This window comes from Pseudomonas canadensis (assembly GCF_030980095.1).
GTDB lineage: Bacteria > Pseudomonadota > Gammaproteobacteria > Pseudomonadales > Pseudomonadaceae > Aquipseudomonas > Aquipseudomonas canadensis.
The window spans coordinates 1,638,007-1,654,124 of record NZ_CP133298.1 but is presented as its reverse complement, the minus strand read 5'-3'; the positions used below and the strand labels follow the sequence as shown (position 1 = coordinate 1,654,124).

Annotated in this window: 14 protein-coding genes; 5 read left to right on the top strand and 9 right to left on the bottom strand. The window is 59.4% G+C overall.

Annotated features, from left to right (window positions below; translation table 11 throughout):
- Positions 1–7: 7 nt before the first annotated feature.
- A complete protein-coding gene (locus RB216_RS07640; protein WP_068936135.1) occupies positions 8–574 on the top strand; it encodes a CsiV family protein in 567 nt (188 codons plus the stop codon).
- Positions 575–583: 9 nt separating this feature from the next.
- Positions 584–3,274, top strand: coding sequence for a DEAD/DEAH box helicase (locus RB216_RS07635; protein ID WP_028619422.1), 2,691 nt, complete (start codon positions 584–586; stop codon positions 3,272–3,274).
- A gap of 111 nt (positions 3,275–3,385) precedes the next feature.
- On the opposite strand, the gene nagZ is transcribed toward RB216_RS07635, so the two are convergent.
- Both nagZ and psrA read right to left on the bottom strand, forming a co-directional pair.
- Complete coding sequence (nagZ, locus tag RB216_RS07630; RefSeq protein ID WP_028619421.1) at positions 3,386–4,396, bottom strand: beta-N-acetylhexosaminidase; 1,011 nt, start codon at positions 4,394–4,396, stop codon at positions 3,386–3,388.
- A gap of 136 nt (positions 4,397–4,532) precedes the next feature.
- Positions 4,533–5,240: a transcriptional regulator PsrA gene (gene psrA / locus RB216_RS07625; RefSeq protein ID WP_016975266.1), complete on the bottom strand. Its 708-nt coding sequence runs from the start codon at positions 5,238–5,240 to the stop codon at positions 4,533–4,535.
- A 263-nt stretch (positions 5,241–5,503) separates the two neighbouring features.
- Here psrA and lexA point away from each other — a divergent pair, with 263 nt between their 5' ends.
- Complete coding sequence (gene lexA, locus RB216_RS07620) at positions 5,504–6,112, top strand: transcriptional repressor LexA (RefSeq protein WP_028619420.1); 609 nt, start codon at positions 5,504–5,506, stop codon at positions 6,110–6,112.
- 10 nt (positions 6,113–6,122) lie between these two features.
- A complete protein-coding gene (gene sulA / locus RB216_RS07615; RefSeq protein WP_028619419.1) occupies positions 6,123–6,596 on the top strand; it encodes an SOS-induced cell division inhibitor SulA in 474 nt (157 codons plus the stop codon).
- 318 nt (positions 6,597–6,914) lie between these two features.
- Here the strand turns inward: sulA and RB216_RS07610 are convergent, their stop codons facing one another.
- The 7 genes from RB216_RS07610 to RB216_RS07580 form a co-directional block, all read right to left on the bottom strand.
- Positions 6,915–7,148: a hypothetical protein gene (locus RB216_RS07610; RefSeq protein ID WP_016975264.1), complete on the bottom strand. Its 234-nt coding sequence runs from the start codon at positions 7,146–7,148 to the stop codon at positions 6,915–6,917.
- A gap of 178 nt (positions 7,149–7,326) precedes the next feature.
- On the bottom strand, positions 7,327–7,848 hold the full coding sequence (locus RB216_RS07605; protein WP_016975263.1) for a DUF6586 family protein: 522 nt from the start codon (positions 7,846–7,848) through the stop codon (positions 7,327–7,329).
- A 206-nt stretch (positions 7,849–8,054) separates the two neighbouring features.
- Positions 8,055–10,676, bottom strand: a complete 2,622-nt coding sequence (gene topA, locus RB216_RS07600) for a type I DNA topoisomerase (RefSeq protein WP_236320156.1) — start codon at positions 10,674–10,676, stop codon at positions 8,055–8,057.
- Positions 10,677–10,790: 114 nt separating this feature from the next.
- Entirely contained in the window at positions 10,791–11,027 is a 237-nt protein-coding gene (locus RB216_RS07595) for a DUF1653 domain-containing protein (protein ID WP_028619417.1), read from the bottom strand.
- Between the two features lie 98 nt (positions 11,028–11,125).
- Complete coding sequence (gene fadA / locus RB216_RS07590) at positions 11,126–12,301, bottom strand: acetyl-CoA C-acyltransferase FadA (RefSeq protein ID WP_308908482.1); 1,176 nt, start codon at positions 12,299–12,301, stop codon at positions 11,126–11,128.
- 29 nt (positions 12,302–12,330) lie between these two features.
- The gene (gene fadB, locus RB216_RS07585; protein WP_028619416.1) at positions 12,331–14,478 is read right to left on the bottom strand and encodes a fatty acid oxidation complex subunit alpha FadB; all 2,148 of its coding nucleotides are present in this window, start codon (positions 14,476–14,478) and stop codon (positions 12,331–12,333) included.
- Positions 14,479–15,033: 555 nt separating this feature from the next.
- Complete coding sequence (locus RB216_RS07580) at positions 15,034–15,471, bottom strand: hypothetical protein (protein WP_028619415.1); 438 nt, start codon at positions 15,469–15,471, stop codon at positions 15,034–15,036.
- A 105-nt stretch (positions 15,472–15,576) separates the two neighbouring features.
- Here RB216_RS07580 and RB216_RS07575 point away from each other — a divergent pair, with 105 nt between their 5' ends.
- Positions 15,577–16,017, top strand: coding sequence for a universal stress protein (locus RB216_RS07575; RefSeq protein WP_068934870.1), 441 nt, complete (start codon positions 15,577–15,579; stop codon positions 16,015–16,017).
- The last annotated feature ends 101 nt before the right edge of the window (positions 16,018–16,118 follow it).

Here is a 16,118-nt window from a genome sequence, read left to right as displayed (position 1 = left end):
CGCCCCAATGCGCCTGTTCCGCATGTTGAGCCTGTTGTTGGTGGTCGTGGCACCTGCGGCGTTCGCCGACAGCCCGTACCAGGTGGAAATGATCCTGGTGCGCCAGAACGCCGAACCGGTGATCAACAGCCGCGCCGCCCCGGAAAACTGGGATTTCGGGGCAGTGCGCCTGGGCGACAGACTGAGCCCGCCGCGCCTGTCCAACATTGTCGACAAGCTGCGTGCCGACTCCACCTACACGGTGCTGCTGCATAAGGCGTGGGAACAGAACCTGGGCGAGCAGCCGGTCAAGGTCGCGATCACCGACGGCCAGGAACAATTCGGCCAGTTTCCGATCGAGGGCGTGTTGAGCCTGCAACTGGGCCGTTTTACCGACATTGATGCGAACTTCTGGATCAACCAGTTCGACGCCAACGGCAGCGTGATCGCCAGCGAGCAACTGAGCCAGACCGACGTGCGCACCAAGAACAACCAGCTCAACTACCTGGACGGTGGCCACCTCGCGCTGCTGATCAAGATCACCTCGCTGACCGCCAAGCCCCCCAGCGCGCCACCGCCCGACATTCAGGACTGATCCAGCGCCATGTCCCTCACGTCGTCGCTGACCAAACCCCTGGCCCCTTCCTGGGCCAATCGCTTTAAAGAGCAGAGCCTTGAGCGCGGGCGACGTTATGCGCTGGAAAACCGGGTGCGCATCGTCGAATGCGGCGACAGCACTATCGTCGCCAGTTGCGAAGGCTCCGGCGGCAACGTGTATCGGCAGACCATCTCGTTGCGTGAATCGGCCAAGGGCACCTTGATCCTGGTGGACAGCCGCTGTACCTGCCCGGTGCACACCAACTGCAAACACATCGCCGCGGTATTGCTCAAGGTCCAGGAAACCCTGGCCTACCCCGCCGCCGCACAGGATGCCGAGCTGCTGGAAAAACTCCAGGCCGTGCTGGAAAACCGGGCGGTGCTGCCGCAAGTGGTGATGGAAGACGTGGTGCCGGTGCCGCGCCTGTGGATGGCCAGTGTCGAATTCAGCGCCTTTGAACCGCGCAACGGCAAGATGCAGCGCTACATCCAGCACCGCGCGGCGTTATCGTTCAACTACCTAGGCAACTATGTCAGCGGGCAGAAAAACGCCGATATCATTGTGCGCCAGGACACCCAGAGCCTGCGCATCAAGCGGCATCCGGAGCTTGAGCAACCGTATCGCGAACAACTGCGCCTGCTGGGCTTCAAGATCGCCACGCGCCAGAGCAAGGCACTGCCGGAAAGCGCCGGCGAGCTGTTTGAGATGGTCAATGACAGTGCCTGGCTGACCTTCACCCTCAATGCCACGCCAACACTGCGAGCCGAGGGTTGGGAGCTGCTGATCGATGATGATTTCGGCTTCGACCTCAGCGCCGTCGATGACTGGTACGCCACGGTTGACGAAGGTCCGGAGCGTGATTGGTTCGATCTGGAGTTGGGGATCATCGTCAACGGCGAGCGACTGAGCCTGTTGCCGATCCTGCTGAACCTGATGCGTTCCCACACCGAGATCCTCAACCCGGAGAAGCTGGCGCGGCGCCGTGATGATGAGCTGATTCTGGTGAACATCCCAGGCCTGCCAAATGGTCACGGCCCGATACAAGTGGCGCTGCCCTACGGCCGATTGAAACCGGTGCTGGCGACCCTCGGTGAGTTTTACCTACAGGAAGCCGGCACCACCACGTTACGCTTGGCCAAGGCCGATGCAATCCGGCTTAACCCGCTGGAAGACCTGCCGCTGCAGTGGGAAGGTGGCGAGAAGATCCGCAACTTTGCCCAGCGCCTGCGGGATATCAAGGACTTCACTTGTGTAGCGCCTGAAGGGCTGAACGCGACCTTGCGCCCTTACCAGTTGGAAGGCTTGAGCTGGATGCAGTCGCTGCGTCAGCTGGATGTCGGCGGCATACTTGCAGATGACATGGGCCTAGGCAAAACCCTACAGACCCTGGCGCATATTCTGACTGAGAAAATCGCCGGTCGCCTGGATCGGCCTTGCATGGTGGTGATGCCCACCAGCCTGATTCCCAACTGGCTGGATGAGGCGGCGCATTTCACACCGCAACTCAAGGTGCTGGCGCTGTATGGCGCAGGGCGTAAGAAACATTTCGCCAACCTGCCGGACTATGACCTGCTGCTGACCACCTATGCGCTGCTGCCCAAGGACATCGAACAACTCGCCGCCCTGCCCTTGCATGTACTGATCCTCGACGAAGCCCAATACATCAAGAACCCGTCCAGCAAGGCGGCCCAGGCGGCACGCGAGCTGAACGCACGCCAACGCCTGTGCCTGAGTGGCACGCCGCTGGAAAACCACCTGGGCGAGTTGTGGTCGTTGTTTCACTTCCTGCTGCCTGGCTGGCTCGGTGATGTAAAAAGCTTCAACCGCGATTACCGCGTGCCCATCGAAAAGCGAGCCAGTGATGTGCGGTTGCAACACCTCAACGGTCGGATAAAACCTTTCCTGCTGCGCCGCACCAAGGAACAGGTGGCGACGGAGTTGCCACCCAAGACCGAGATTATCCACTGGGTCGACCTCAATGAGGCCCAGCGCGACGTGTACGAAACCATGCGCCTGGCCATGGACAAGAAAGTCCGCGACGAGATCACCCGCAAAGGCGTAGCGCGCAGCCAGATCATCATCCTTGAGGCACTGCTGAAGTTACGCCAAGTGTGTTGCGATTTGCGGCTGGTCAACGACGCGACCCTGCCCGCCCGTGGCAGCAGCTCAGGCAAACTCGATAGCTTGATGGAAATGCTTGAGGAGCTGTTTGAGGAGGGTCGACGGATCCTGCTGTTTTCCCAGTTCACCTCGATGTTGAGCCTGATCGAAATCGAGCTGAAAAAACGCGGCGTGGCCTACGCACTGCTCACCGGCCAGACCCGGGATCGGCGCACGCCGGTGAAGGACTTCCAGAGCGGCAAGCTGCAGATTTTTCTGATCAGCTTGAAGGCCGGCGGTGTTGGCCTGAACCTGACCGAGGCCGATACGGTGATCCACTATGATCCTTGGTGGAACCCGGCCACGGAGAACCAGGCCACCGACCGTGCCTATCGCATCGGGCAAGAGAAGCCGGTGTTCGTCTACAAGATGATTGCCCGAGGCACGGTGGAAGAGAAAATCCAGCACCTGCAGAAGGAAAAATCCGACCTGGCAGCGGGCGTGCTGGATGGGCGTACGACGGGGGATTGGCAGTTGGGCAATGAGGATATTGAGGCGTTGTTTGCGCCGTTGCCCAACAAACAGGAAAAGCGCTGAATGTTAGATTGCCTTCGCGAGCAAGCCCGCTCCCACACTTGACTGCATTCCAAAGCTGGAACTCGGTCGAATGTGGGAGCGGGCTCGCTCGCGAAGGCCGCGCCGCGGTGTTCAGCCAATCAGTTGAGCATCCCGCAACGCCGTCAGCGCCGCCAGCCAACGCGGATCCTGCTTGTATTCCGTCGAAGCAATTGCCTGCCCACGCATCCGCGCAATGCGTGGCGATGGCGTGACCTTCATCCGCTGAGCGGCAGTCAACGCCAACTCAGCCGCCGCACGATCGTTGCACACCAGCCCCATGTCGCAACCCGCCGTCAGCGCCGCTTCAATCCGGCTGGCCGCATCACCGACCACATGGGCACCCGCCATCGACAGATCATCGCTGAAAATCACCCCATCGAACTGCAACTCACCGCGCAGGATGTCCTGCAGCCAGCGGCGCGAGAACCCAGCTGGCTGGGCGTCGACGTGCGGGTAGATCACGTGCGCGGGCATCACGGCCGCGAGTTGCTTGCTCAGGCGTGCGAAAGGCACCAGGTCATTGGCGCGAATCTGTTCCAGGCTGCGTTCATCATTGGGAATGGCGACGTGGGAATCGGCCTCAGCCCAACCGTGACCGGGAAAGTGCTTGCCGGTGGCGGCCATGCCGGCGCTGTTCATGCCGCGGATGAATGCACCAGCCAGCACGGCGGCGCGCTCGGGGTCGCCTTCGAAGGATCGGGTGCCGACCACCGCGCTGCGCTGGTAGTCCAGGTCCAGCACCGGGGCGAAGCTCAGGTCCAGGCCAACGGCCAACACTTCAGTCGCCATGATCCAGCCACACTGCTCGGCCAGGTATTCGGCGTTGGGGTTATCCGCCAAGGCACGCATGGCCGGCAAACGCACGAAACCCTGGCGCAGGCGCTGTACGCGGCCGCCCTCCTGGTCGACGGCCAGCAGCAGGTCCGGGCGCACTGCGCGAATCGCTGCACTCAATTCCCGCACTTGGCGCGGATGCTCGATATTACGCGCGAAAATGATCAGGCCACCCACTTCAGGCTGGCGCAGCAGATGGCGGTCCTCGGCCGTCAGCCAGGTGCCGGCCACGTCGACCATCAAAGAACCTTGCAGGGCAGCAGTCATAAACCTTCCTTAAATAACGCACACAACCCGTTGCCCTCACCAGGCACAGTGAGCACAACGGGTTGCGAGTAAATAGCTGAATTCGGCATGGGTCGCTAGCTTAGCGGATGCAAGCGGTCGCGCCCACCCGGTGCGGTCAAACCTTGGCGGGTATTGGCGCGGACTTGCTGCGTGGGCGCAATTGAGCAGCGGCCATGGCGGCGTCGGTCACACCGGTTTCGGCACGCATGCCGGCAGCCAGGAACGGCACCATCAGGCGCATGACCTGTTCGATTGAGGTATTCACACCGAAATCGGTCTCGGCGATGGCCCGCAACGCCTTGATCCCGGACATGCTGAACGCGGCAGCACCGAGCATGAAGTGCACGCGCCAGAACAGCTCGATCGGCGGAATACGCGGGGCAGCCTCGTTAACCAGCAACATATAGCGACGAAAAACCTTGCCGTACATGTCTTCCAGGTAACGGCGCAGGTGACCCTGGCTCTGGCTGAACGCCAAGCCTAACAAGCGCATGAAAATCGACAAATCGTTGCCGCTGCGGGGCTGAACGACCAGGGCTTGCTCGACGAGGATTTCCAACAACTCTTCCAGGGTCGGCTTATGGTCAGCCTTGGCTTGGCGACGCTCCAGCTCACGGTCAAGACTGGCGCAGAACGGCCCCAGGAAGCGCGAGAACACGGCTTGGATCAGGGCTTTTTTCGAGCCGAAATGGTAGTTCACAGCAGCGAGGTTGACGCCAGCCTTGCTGGTGATCAGCCGCAATGAGGTTTCAGCAAATCCTTTTTCCGCGAACAATTGCTCGGCAGCATCGAGAATGCGTTCAACGGTTTCCGACTGGGCCATGGCTACTCCGCCTGACAAACACTTGTTTGAAACATACGTTTCAGGGTGTGTCTTGTCAAGCCTGCGGGTTTGCTTTCCGGCCGGGCAGTCATACATTTCATCGCTATTTAATCACATCCATACCGATCTGTAGGCAGCGCTATCTCTGGCTTGTGGGAAGCCTGCCCGATGACCGTCCAGCGGAGGGGCAGAAAAGGATGATTGCCAAGCGCAGTTCACTGTATATAATCCCAGTCACTGTATAAAAAGACAGAGCGATCAACATGCTAAAACTGACGCCACGCCAAGCTGAGATTCTGGCTTTTATCAAGCGCTGCCTCGATGACAACGGCTACCCGCCGACACGAGCGGAAATTGCGCTGGAACTGGGGTTCAAGTCCCCCAACGCCGCTGAAGAACACCTCAAGGCCCTCGCTCGCAAAGGCGCGATCGAGATGACCCCCGGTGCCTCGCGCGGTATTCGCATCCCTGGCTTCGAAGCCAAGGTCGACGAATCGACCCTGCCGATCATCGGCCGCGTCGCCGCCGGTGCGCCGATCCTGGCGCAGCAGCACGTCGAGGAATCCTGCAACATCAACCCGACCTTCTTCCATCCTCGCGCCGACTACCTGTTGCGCGTCCATGGCATGAGCATGAAGGACGTGGGCATCTTCGATGGCGACCTGCTGGCCGTCCACACCACCCGCGAAGCCCGTAATGGCCAAATCGTTGTCGCCCGTATCGGCGATGAAGTCACCGTCAAACGCTTCAAGCGCGAAGGCAGCAAGGTCTGGCTCCTGGCCGAGAACCCTGAGTTCGCCCCGATTGAAGTGAACCTGAAAGATCAGGACCTGGTGATCGAAGGCTTGAGCGTCGGCGTCATTCGCCGCTAGAGGAGGCATCATGCAACTCGTCCACACCCCACAACACACTCAACTGTCGCTGTTCGAGGCCTTCATGGCCCAACCCCTTGCGCCTATCCTCAAGGAAACGGTCGAGGCGCCCTGGGGCGCCGAACCTGAGGCGTTCAGTGAATTGTCGTTGCGCGGTGCAGCGGGGAGTTGCCTGAGCCTTCTGGCGCCGATCCTGCGTGATCTGAGCGAGGAACAGGATGCCCGCTGGCTGACGCTGATCGCCCCACCCGCCAGCCTGACCCAGGCCTGGCTGCGGGATGCCGGCCTCAACCGCGAGCGCATTCTGTTGCTGCAGCCACGCGGCGCGCAAAGTGCCCAACAGTTGACCTGCGAAGCACTTCGCCTGGGCCGCAGCCATACGGTGGTGAGCTGGTTGAATCCACTGAGTGTCAGCGCCAAGCAGCAGCTGATCAGCGCCGCTCGTACGGGTGATGCGCAGAGTTTGAATATTCGATTGGGCTGAGTGCCTGATCGGCCGAAGTCCTGTGACATACGGGCTTCTATGGTGAGCGGACTTCTGTGACATGCGGGCTTCTGTGGTGAGCGGGCTTGCCCCGCGCTGGGCTGCGAAGCGGCCCCAAAACCAAGCACCGTGGAATACCTGATGTACTGCGTCAATCTATTTAGGGCTGCTGCGCAGCCCAGCGCGGGGCAAGCCCGCTCACCACAACAAGCCCACTCACCACAATAATCTCACTGACCACAACAAGCCCACTCGCCACAAGCAAGCTAGCTCACTCCAGAAGCCTGCCTAACACCACAGAACCCCTAACCACAGGGCTTAGTGAAGAACCCGCGGCCCTTCGTCTTTCTCCGGCTCGCCTTCAGCCAGGCGACCGGCCATCTGCACGCCCACGCTCAACATGGCTTTAGCCACTTCCACGTGCTGGCCTTGCAGGAACTGCTTGGCGTCTTCGGAAAAATCCAAGATAACCAGAGAACCCTCGTCCTCAGCCCGGCGCAGCTCGATTCGGCCGTCAGGCAACTCAACAATTTCCAGAAAGGACGTTGGCATAAAAGTCTGTTCTCCACGAAAGGCCGGGATTATATCAGTCATCCACCCAGCCCCGCAGAGGATCTGAACAGGTTTGTTGACAGCTTGATGAATGGTCGCCGGCTTCGATGGCTACAACGCGTTGCGCCTCACACTCCGAGATACCTGCATCGCCGGCAAGCCGGCTCCTACGCGGAGATCAGCATTCGTTCAGGCCTTCGCGAAAGCGCAGCGCCATCTTTTTCAGTTCCTGACGCCAGCCCTCCAGCTCTTCACGGCTCAACGGCTTGGGTTCTTCCTCTTCCACCGCAACCGCCACGATCAGCGGCTGCGTCACATCGCCCTTGGGCACATGCGGAATACGCGGTGGCTGGAACATATCCGCATGCGCTTTGAGCAAACGCGCCACCCAACTGTCCGGGCTTTGAGCCATTTCAACCAGTTCTGCCAGCTCAGGAATGGCCATCGCATCCAGCACTTCACGATTCATGATCATTTCTGCACGGGGTGAACCCGCCTGGGGCAGGCGGTAAAACCCAGCGATTTCATGACACAAACCCAGCAAGGCGCCGTACAGGTGAAACAACGCAGCTTCACGCCCCGCCTGGACCAGCGCGATGGCATTCATCTCTTTCCCTTCCTCGGCGCGGCCAAGGGCTTCCAGGGATAGACCCGCGAAGTAAATTTTCTGATTGGTACGGGTATAGAGTTCGTTGGCCATGACGGCAATCTCCACAACGAAAGAGGCGCAATGCTGGCTGTGTAGGAGCGAGCTTGCTCGCGAAAAACCTAAGGACGCCATTATGTACCTGGCTTCCCGCGTTATCGTTAACGATTTTCGCGAGCAAGGGCTAGGCGCCCCCCTCGCTTCTACAGCAACAAAAGGCCGCCTGTGAAGGCGGCCTTTGTCATTGGCAGATTAGCCGATCAAGCGCCCTGGCGCTTATCCTCGACCTTCCACTTGCCGCCGTCGTAGAACGCTTTCCAGCCGGTAGGCTTGCCGTCAACTTCGGTCTGCACGTACTGCTCCTTGGTCTTGCGGCTGTAGCGGATCACGGCCGGACGACCATCCGGGTCCTTCTTCGGCGCTTCACACAAGAAGTGGTACTTAGGATCGATCTCATCCTTGTGCGGCACGATCTCCAGCACCAACGGCGCGCGGGTCTCGCGGTTCTTCGGGAACTGGCTGGCCGCCAGGAACAACCCCGAAGCGCCGTCACGCAGGATGTAGGTGTCGTTGACCTTCTCGCACTTGAGCTCCGGCATCTTCACCGGGTCCATCTTCGGCGGCGCCGCGTCACCGCTTTTCAGCAGTTTGCGGGTGTTCTTGCAGGTCGGGTTGGTGCAACCGAAGAACTTGCCGAAGCGGCCGGTCTTGAGCTGCATCTCGCTGCCGCACTTGTCGCATTCCAGGCTCGGACCTTCGTAGCCCTTGATGCGATAGGTACCTTCTTCAATCTCGTAGCCGTTGCAATCCGGGTTGTTACCGCAAATGTGCAGCTTGTGCTTCTCGTCCAGCAGGTAGGCGTCCATCGCCGTGCTGCAGATCGGGCAACGGTGCTTGCCACGCAGTACCAGAGACTCGGACTCACCCTCGTCGTCGGCGGCGATTTCATCACCCGGCACCAGGTTGACAGTGGCCTTGCAGCGCTCTTTCGGCGGCAGGCTGTAGCCCGAGCAACCGAGGAACACGCCAGTGGACGCCGTACGAATCTGCATCGGCCGACCGCAGGTCTGGCACGGGATGTCGGTCATCACCGGCTGGTTGGCGCGCATGCCATTTTCAGGGCTTTCGGCTACTTCGAGTTTTTTCTTGAAGTCGCCGTAGAACTCGTCCAACACGTTTTTCCAGTCGCGTTCGCCCTGGGCCACGTCATCGAGATTCTCTTCCATGCCGGCAGTGAAGCCGTAGTCCATCAGGTTGGAGAAGCTCTCGGACAGGCGCTCGGTCACGATGTCGCCCATCTTTTCCGAGTAGAAACGACGGTTGTGCAGCGCAACGTAGCCACGGTCTTGAATGGTGGAGATGATCGCTGCATAGGTCGACGGACGACCGATACCGCGTTTTTCCATCTCTTTTACCAGGCTGGCTTCCGAATAACGCGCCGGCGGCTTGGTGAAGTGCTGGGACGGGTCGAGCTGGATCAGCTTGAGGGTGTCGCCCTGGGCCATGTCCGGCAGCACGTCGTCATCGCCAGGCTTGGCGATTTGCGGCATCACACGGGTGTAACCGTCGAACTTGAGGATACGGCCCTTGGCACGCAGCTCAAAATCGGAGGCCGCCACGGTGACAGTGGTGGACAGGTATTGCGCTGGCAGCATCTGGCAAGCCAGGAACTGGCGCCAGATCAGCTCGTAAAGGCGCTCAGCGTCGCGCTCCATGCCGCTCAGCTTGGCAGGCGTGGTGTTGGCGTCGGAAGGACGGATCGCTTCGTGAGCCTCTTGTGCGCCTTCCTTGCTGCTGTAGACGTTCGGCTTCTCCGGCAGGTACTTCTTGCCGAACTCTTCTTCAATATAGGTACGCGCCATCGCGACCGCGTCCACCGACAGGTTGGTGGAGTCGGTACGCATGTAAGTGATGTAGCCGGCTTCGTACAAGCGCTGGGCCATCATCATGGTTTTCTTCACACCGAAGCCCAGGCGGTTACTCGCGGCCTGTTGCAGGGTGGATGTGATGAACGGTGCCGATGGCTTGCTGCTGGTCGGTTTGTCTTCACGCTTGACGATGCTGTAGCTGGAAGACTTGAGCTTTTCCAGCGCGGCCATGGCCTGGGCTTCGTTCAGCGGCTTGAAGGCCTCGCCGTTCTCGCGGGCCACTTCAAAGCGCACGTTGGCGCCCTTGGCAGTGCCGAGGTCGGCGTGGACTTCCCAGTACTCTTCGGGGATGAACGCACGAATCTCGCGCTCACGCTCCACCACCAGCTTCACCGCAACCGATTGCACACGACCGGCCGACAGACCACGGGCGATCTTGGCCCACAGCAGCGGCGAAACCATATAACCCACGACGCGGTCGAGGAAGCGACGGGCCTGCTGGGCGTTGACGCGGTCGATGTCCAGTTCGCCCGGCTTGGAGAAGGCTTCCTGGATGGCTTTCTTGGTGATTTCGTTGAACACCACACGCTTGTAGCGGCTGTCATCACCGCCGATGGCTTCCCGCAGGTGCCAGGCAATGGCTTCCCCTTCGCGGTCCAAGTCCGTCGCGAGATAGATGGTGTCAGCATCCTTGGCGAGCCGGCGCAGCTCTTCGATGACCTTTTCCTTGCCTGGAAGGATTTCGTACTTGGCCTTCCAGCCATGATCCGGGTCCACACCCATGCGCGAGACCAGCTGCTTGCGCGCTTTCTCTTTAGGGGTGAGCACCGGACCTTCGCCCGCAGCCGCCTTGCCGCGCTTGGCGGCAGGCTCCTTGCTGGCGCTAGCCGAACCGCTGGTGGGCAGGTCTCGGATATGGCCGATACTCGACTTCACCACGTACTCGTTGCCCAAGTACTTGTTGATGGTCTTGGCCTTAGCCGGGGATTCCACAATGACCAGCGATTTGCCCATGGATCGGAAAATTCCTGAATTCGAGAAGTGAAAGGCAGTTGGCGCCTGTCGCGGCAACGCTATATATAGTGGCAACAAGGTGAGGTCAAGCGCAGCATTCTGCGCGACCTGCCGTTATTGCCCTGAAAAAAGACTGGGTTCGGCCTGGACCAAAGCAAAGCGCGGGACCTGCTCGCCGTCAACCTCGACGGTCTCCACAAACATGCTCAAGGGGCGTACCCAAAAGCCGTAATCGCCATACAGTGCTTGGTAGAACACTACTTCTTCTTCGGTCTCGGAGTGGCGTGCCACACTGAAAACACGGTACTGCGGACCTTTATAATGCTGGTAGAGCCCTGGTTCGACTTTCATGCTCTGGCACTCTTACAAAATTTGTTAAAAAAAAAAATACAAAACCACCCAAAAACAAAAACCGGGGCACTGGGCCCCGGCTTCCGTCAACCCAACGCTTAGACGCGTTCGAAGACGGTGGAAATGCCTTGGCCGAGACCAATGCACATGGTTGCAACCCCTAGGTTGCCGCCATTTTGCTTCATCACGTTAAGCAAAGTGCCGGAGATACGCGCACCGGAGCAACCGAATGGGTGGCCCAGGGCAATCGCGCCGCCGTGCAGGTTAACCTTCTCATTCATCTTGTCGAGTACTTTCAAATCTTTCAGTACGGGCAGGGCCTGTGCGGCGAAAGCTTCGTTGAGCTCGAAGAAGTCGATGTCGTTGATGGTCAGGGCTGCGCGCTTCAAGGCTTTTTGTGTGGCCGGTACAGGACCATAGCCCATGATTGCCGGGTCCACACCTGCCACAGCCATCGAACGGATCACGGCCAGCGGTTGGATGCCCAGGTCCTGGGCACGTTGCGCCGACATCACGATCATGCACGAAGCACCGTCGGTGATTTGCGACGAAGTACCGGCTGTCACGGTGCCGCCCTTTGGATTGAACGCTGGCTTCAGCGCGGCCAGGCTTTCCAGGGTGGTATCCGGACGAATGGTTTCGTCGTAGTCGAACAGTTTCAGGAAACCGTTCTCGTCATAACCGTTCATCGGGATGATTTCATCCTTGAACTTGCCTTCCACAGTCGCCTTGTGGGCGAGTTGGTGGGAACGCAGGCCGAACGCGTCCTGGGCTTCGCGGGTAATGCCGTGCATTTTGCCGAGCATTTCCGCAGTCAGGCCCATCATGCCCGAGGCTTTTGCCGCGTACAGCGACATGTGCGGGTTAGGATCAACGCCGTGCATCATGCTGACGTGGCCCATGTGCTCCACGCCACCGACCACAAACACATCACCGTTGCCGGTCATGATGGCCTGGGCGGCGGTGTGCAGCGCGCTCATCGACGAACCGCACAGGCGGCTGACGGTCTGGCCGGCCGCGGTGTGCGGGATCTGGGTCATCAGCGACGCCATGCGCGCGATGTTCCAGCCCTGCTCCAGGGTCTGGTTGACGCAGCCCCAGATCACGTCCTCGACTTCGTTTGGGTCGACCTTGACGTTGCGTTCCAGCAGTTTGCTGATCAGGTGTGCCGACATGTCTTCGGCACGGGTGTTGCGGTGCATGCCGCCCTTGGAGCGGCCCATCGGCGTACGACCGAAGTCGACGATCACGACGTCTCTTGGATTCAAGCTCATAAATATTCTCGCTCTAGTCGTCTGGGCACTTAACCGAAGAAGCGCTGGCCGTTCTTGGCCATTTCACGCAGCTTCGCGGTCGGGTGGTACAGCGGGCCCAAATCAGCGTATTGATCAGCCAGGGCAACGAACTCGGCCACACCGATCGAATCGATGTAACGCAGCGCACCACCACGGAATGGAGGGAAACCAATACCGTACACCAGGCCCATATCGGCTTCGGCGGCGGTTTCGACGATGCCGTCTTCCAGGCAACGTACGGTTTCCAGGCACAGGGCGATCATCATCCAGTTGATGATGTCTTCGTCCGACACCTCACGCTGTTCGTAGATGACCGGAGCCAGCACTTCGTGCACCGACGGGTCGGCCACTTTCTTCTGCTTGCCCTTCTTGTCCGCCTCGTAGGCGTAGAAACCCTTGCCGTTCTTCTGGCCCAGGCGCTTGGCCTCGTACAGCGCGTCGATCGCCGAACGGCGGTCGTCTTTCATGCGGTCCGGGAAGCCTTCAGCCATCACATCGCGACCGTGGTGGCCGGTGTCGATGCCGACCACGTCCATCAGGTACGCGGGGCCCATTGGCCAGCCGAATTTCTCCATGACTTTGTCGATGCGCACGAAGTCCACGCCGGCGCTGACCAACTTGGCGAAACCGCCGAAGTACGGGAACAGCACGCGGTTGACCAGGAAGCCCGGGCAGTCGTTGACCACGATCGGGTTCTTGCCCATTTTCTTGGCGTAGGCAACGGTGGTGGCAACGGCCAGCTCGCTGGACTTCTCGCCACGGATGACTTCCACCAGCGGCATCATGTGCACCGGGTTGAAGAAGTGCATGCCGACGAAGTTCTCCGGACGCTTCAAGGCCTTGGCCAGCAGCGAGATGGAAATGGTCGAGGTGTTGGACGCCAGGATGGTGTCGTCTTTAACCTGAGCTTCCACTTCGGCCAGAACGGCTTGCTTGACCTTCGGGTTCTCGACAACGGCTTCGACCACCAGGTCGACGTGGCCGAAATCGCCGTAGGACAGCGTAGGACGAATGCCGTTAAGCACTTCAGCCATTTTCGCAGCGGTCATGCGACCTTTGTCCACACGACCGACCAGCAGCTTGGCGGCTTCTGCCAGGCCTTGCTCGATACCGTGCTCGTTGATGTCTTTCATCAGGATCGGCGTGCCTTTGGACGCCGACTGATAGGCGATACCGCCGCCCATGATACCGGCGCCGAGTACGGCAGCCTGTTTCACGTCCTTGGCGATTTCGTCGTAGGCCTTGGCCTTTTTCTTCAGTTCCTGATCGTTCAGGAACAGGCCGATCAGGCTCTGGGCTGCGGAGGTTTTCGCCAGTTTGACGAAGCCAGCCGCTTCCACTTCCAGAGCTTTGTCGCGACCGAAGTTCGCGGCTTTCTGGATGGTCTTGATCGCTTCAACCGGTGCCGGGTAGTTCGGGCCGGCCTGGCCAGCCACGAAACCTTTGGCGGTTTCGAACGACATCATTTGTTCGATGGCGTTGAGCTTGAGTTTTTCCAGCTTCGGCTGACGCTTGGCCTTGTAGTCAAATTCGCCGCTGATGGCGCCCTTGATCAGGTTCAATGCGGCTTCGGCCAGTTTGTCCGGGGCAACCACAGCGTCGACAGCACCGACTTTCAGCGCGTCTTCAGCACGGTTTTCCTTACCGGCGGCAATCCACTCGATGGCGTTGTCGGCACCGATCAGGCGCGGCAGGCGCACGGTACCGCCAAAACCTGGGTAGATGCCCAGTTTGACTTCAGGCAGGCCGATCTTGGCCGTGGCCGACATGACGCGGAAGTCTGCCGCCAGGCACATTTCCAGGCCACCGCCCAACGCGATGCCGTTGATCGCGGCGACGGTCGGTACGTTGAGGTCTTCAAAATCGCTGAAAATCTTGTTGGCTTCGAGGTTGCCAGCCACCAGCTCGGCATCGGGCAGCTTGAAGTTGTCGACGAATTCGGTGATGTCAGCGCCGACGATGAACACGTCCTTGCCGCTGGAAACGATCACGCCCTTGACCGAAGCATCTGCTTTGATGGTGTCTACGGCCTGACGCAATTCATTCAGGGTTAGACGGTTGAACTTGTTGACGGACTCACCCTTGAGGTCGAATTTCAGTTCGACGATGCCACTTTCAAGAGCCTTAACCGTGATGGCTTTACCTTCGTAAATCATCAACTGATCTCCACGATATGGAAGCTGAACAGTACACATTGGACGCTGGCCTCTGGCTGGACACTGACAGTTGCGTCAATGCTCATGCCAATCCGCCAGGCACACCCGCCAATGCGATAGTCGGGATTCTGTATGAGCGGTCTGACAGACAAACGCTCAATTCATACGCCCGTTTGATTTGGGTACGCCACCTTCATCCAATTCCGGGCAATTGTCAATCGCTCGAAAGGCTAGGAAAAACGCGACTTTCCAGTCATTTCAGAACCCCGACCATAAGCCCGCGACTCGTCAATATTCAAATATTCACGAAATCAATAATGGAAAAAATGAGGGAAAAGGCTGTACAGAACGGGATATGCCGCTAGGCTAGCGACAACCTTACCGCGCCTGGATGAACTTCCGACGCAGGGAACACAGAATTACCGGCCTGCCTGGCCAACTCCAGCCCGATGATGATGTCGGGCTTTTTATTGCCTGCCGTTTTTCATGATTTGCACGCCCTTTGTAGGAGCCGGGCTTCCTACAGGGGGTTGTCGCAGGCCGCCAGGGTCGGTGTCAGGCCAAGGCCTTGAGCAGCGTATCGATAGCCTTCAACACGCTCGCCTCGCCCTTCTCGCCCCAATACAGGGCGATCATCTGCTTGTCGGCTTCGACCTTGTAGACGTTGTCCGGCAACGTCGCAAAATGCGGCAACAACTTTTCATCAACACACACTTCACGCCACTGATTCACCCAGACTCCGGGCTCCAGCTGCCAGTAACTCCAAATGGCCGGTGTGCTGCCACGCCGTGGCCGGCAGTATTGCGCGCACGGGCTCGGTGGCTCCTGCTTGAGCCAGTGCGGCCATTCCTGGGGCGACAACTGCATGGCCAGGCCGATGCGGCGCGCCTCCATGCGCAGGGCCATGCGCCCGCTCTGATGGCGCGACGGGCGCAGCCATGCCAGGGGGCTCAGAACCACCACAAGGATTGACACCACTATCCAGACCGTCATATGTGTACTCCCGAATTTCTAGATGAGCGGATTTGACCTGACGCAACCCCATCCGCTTGAAAGCAGCCATACTGAACATATTGCAGTCCCTTGGAGGAACGCCTCATGCCCTACCAACATATTCTGGTCGCTGTCGATCTGACCGAAGAGTGCGATCCGGTGATCAAGCGCGCGCAGGAATCTGCATTGGCCAATGGCGCCAGACTGTCGCTGGTGCATATCGTCGAGCCCATGGCCATGGCCTTTGGTGGCGACGTGCCCATGGACCTTTCCCAGTTGCAGCAACAACAATTTGACCAGGCCAAGGAGCGCCTGGACCGTTTGATTCTCAAATACCCGCACCTGAAAAGGGAAGACTGCCTCCTGACGTACGGCCAACCGCGCCAGGAAATCCACCACCTGGCCAAGGAAAAGTCTTGCGACTTGATCGTGGTGGGTAGCCATGGTCGTCACGGCTTGGCGTTGTTGCTGGGTTCTACAGCCAATGATGTGCTGCACGGTGCGCCGTGCGATGTGCTGGCCGTGAAGCTGGTCAAAAACGCATAACCCCTTGTAGGAGCTGGCTTGCCAGCGATAGCGGACTGTCAGCCGCCAGATGTATGGCCTGACAGAATGCAATCGCCGGCAAGCCGGCTCCTACAGGTTCC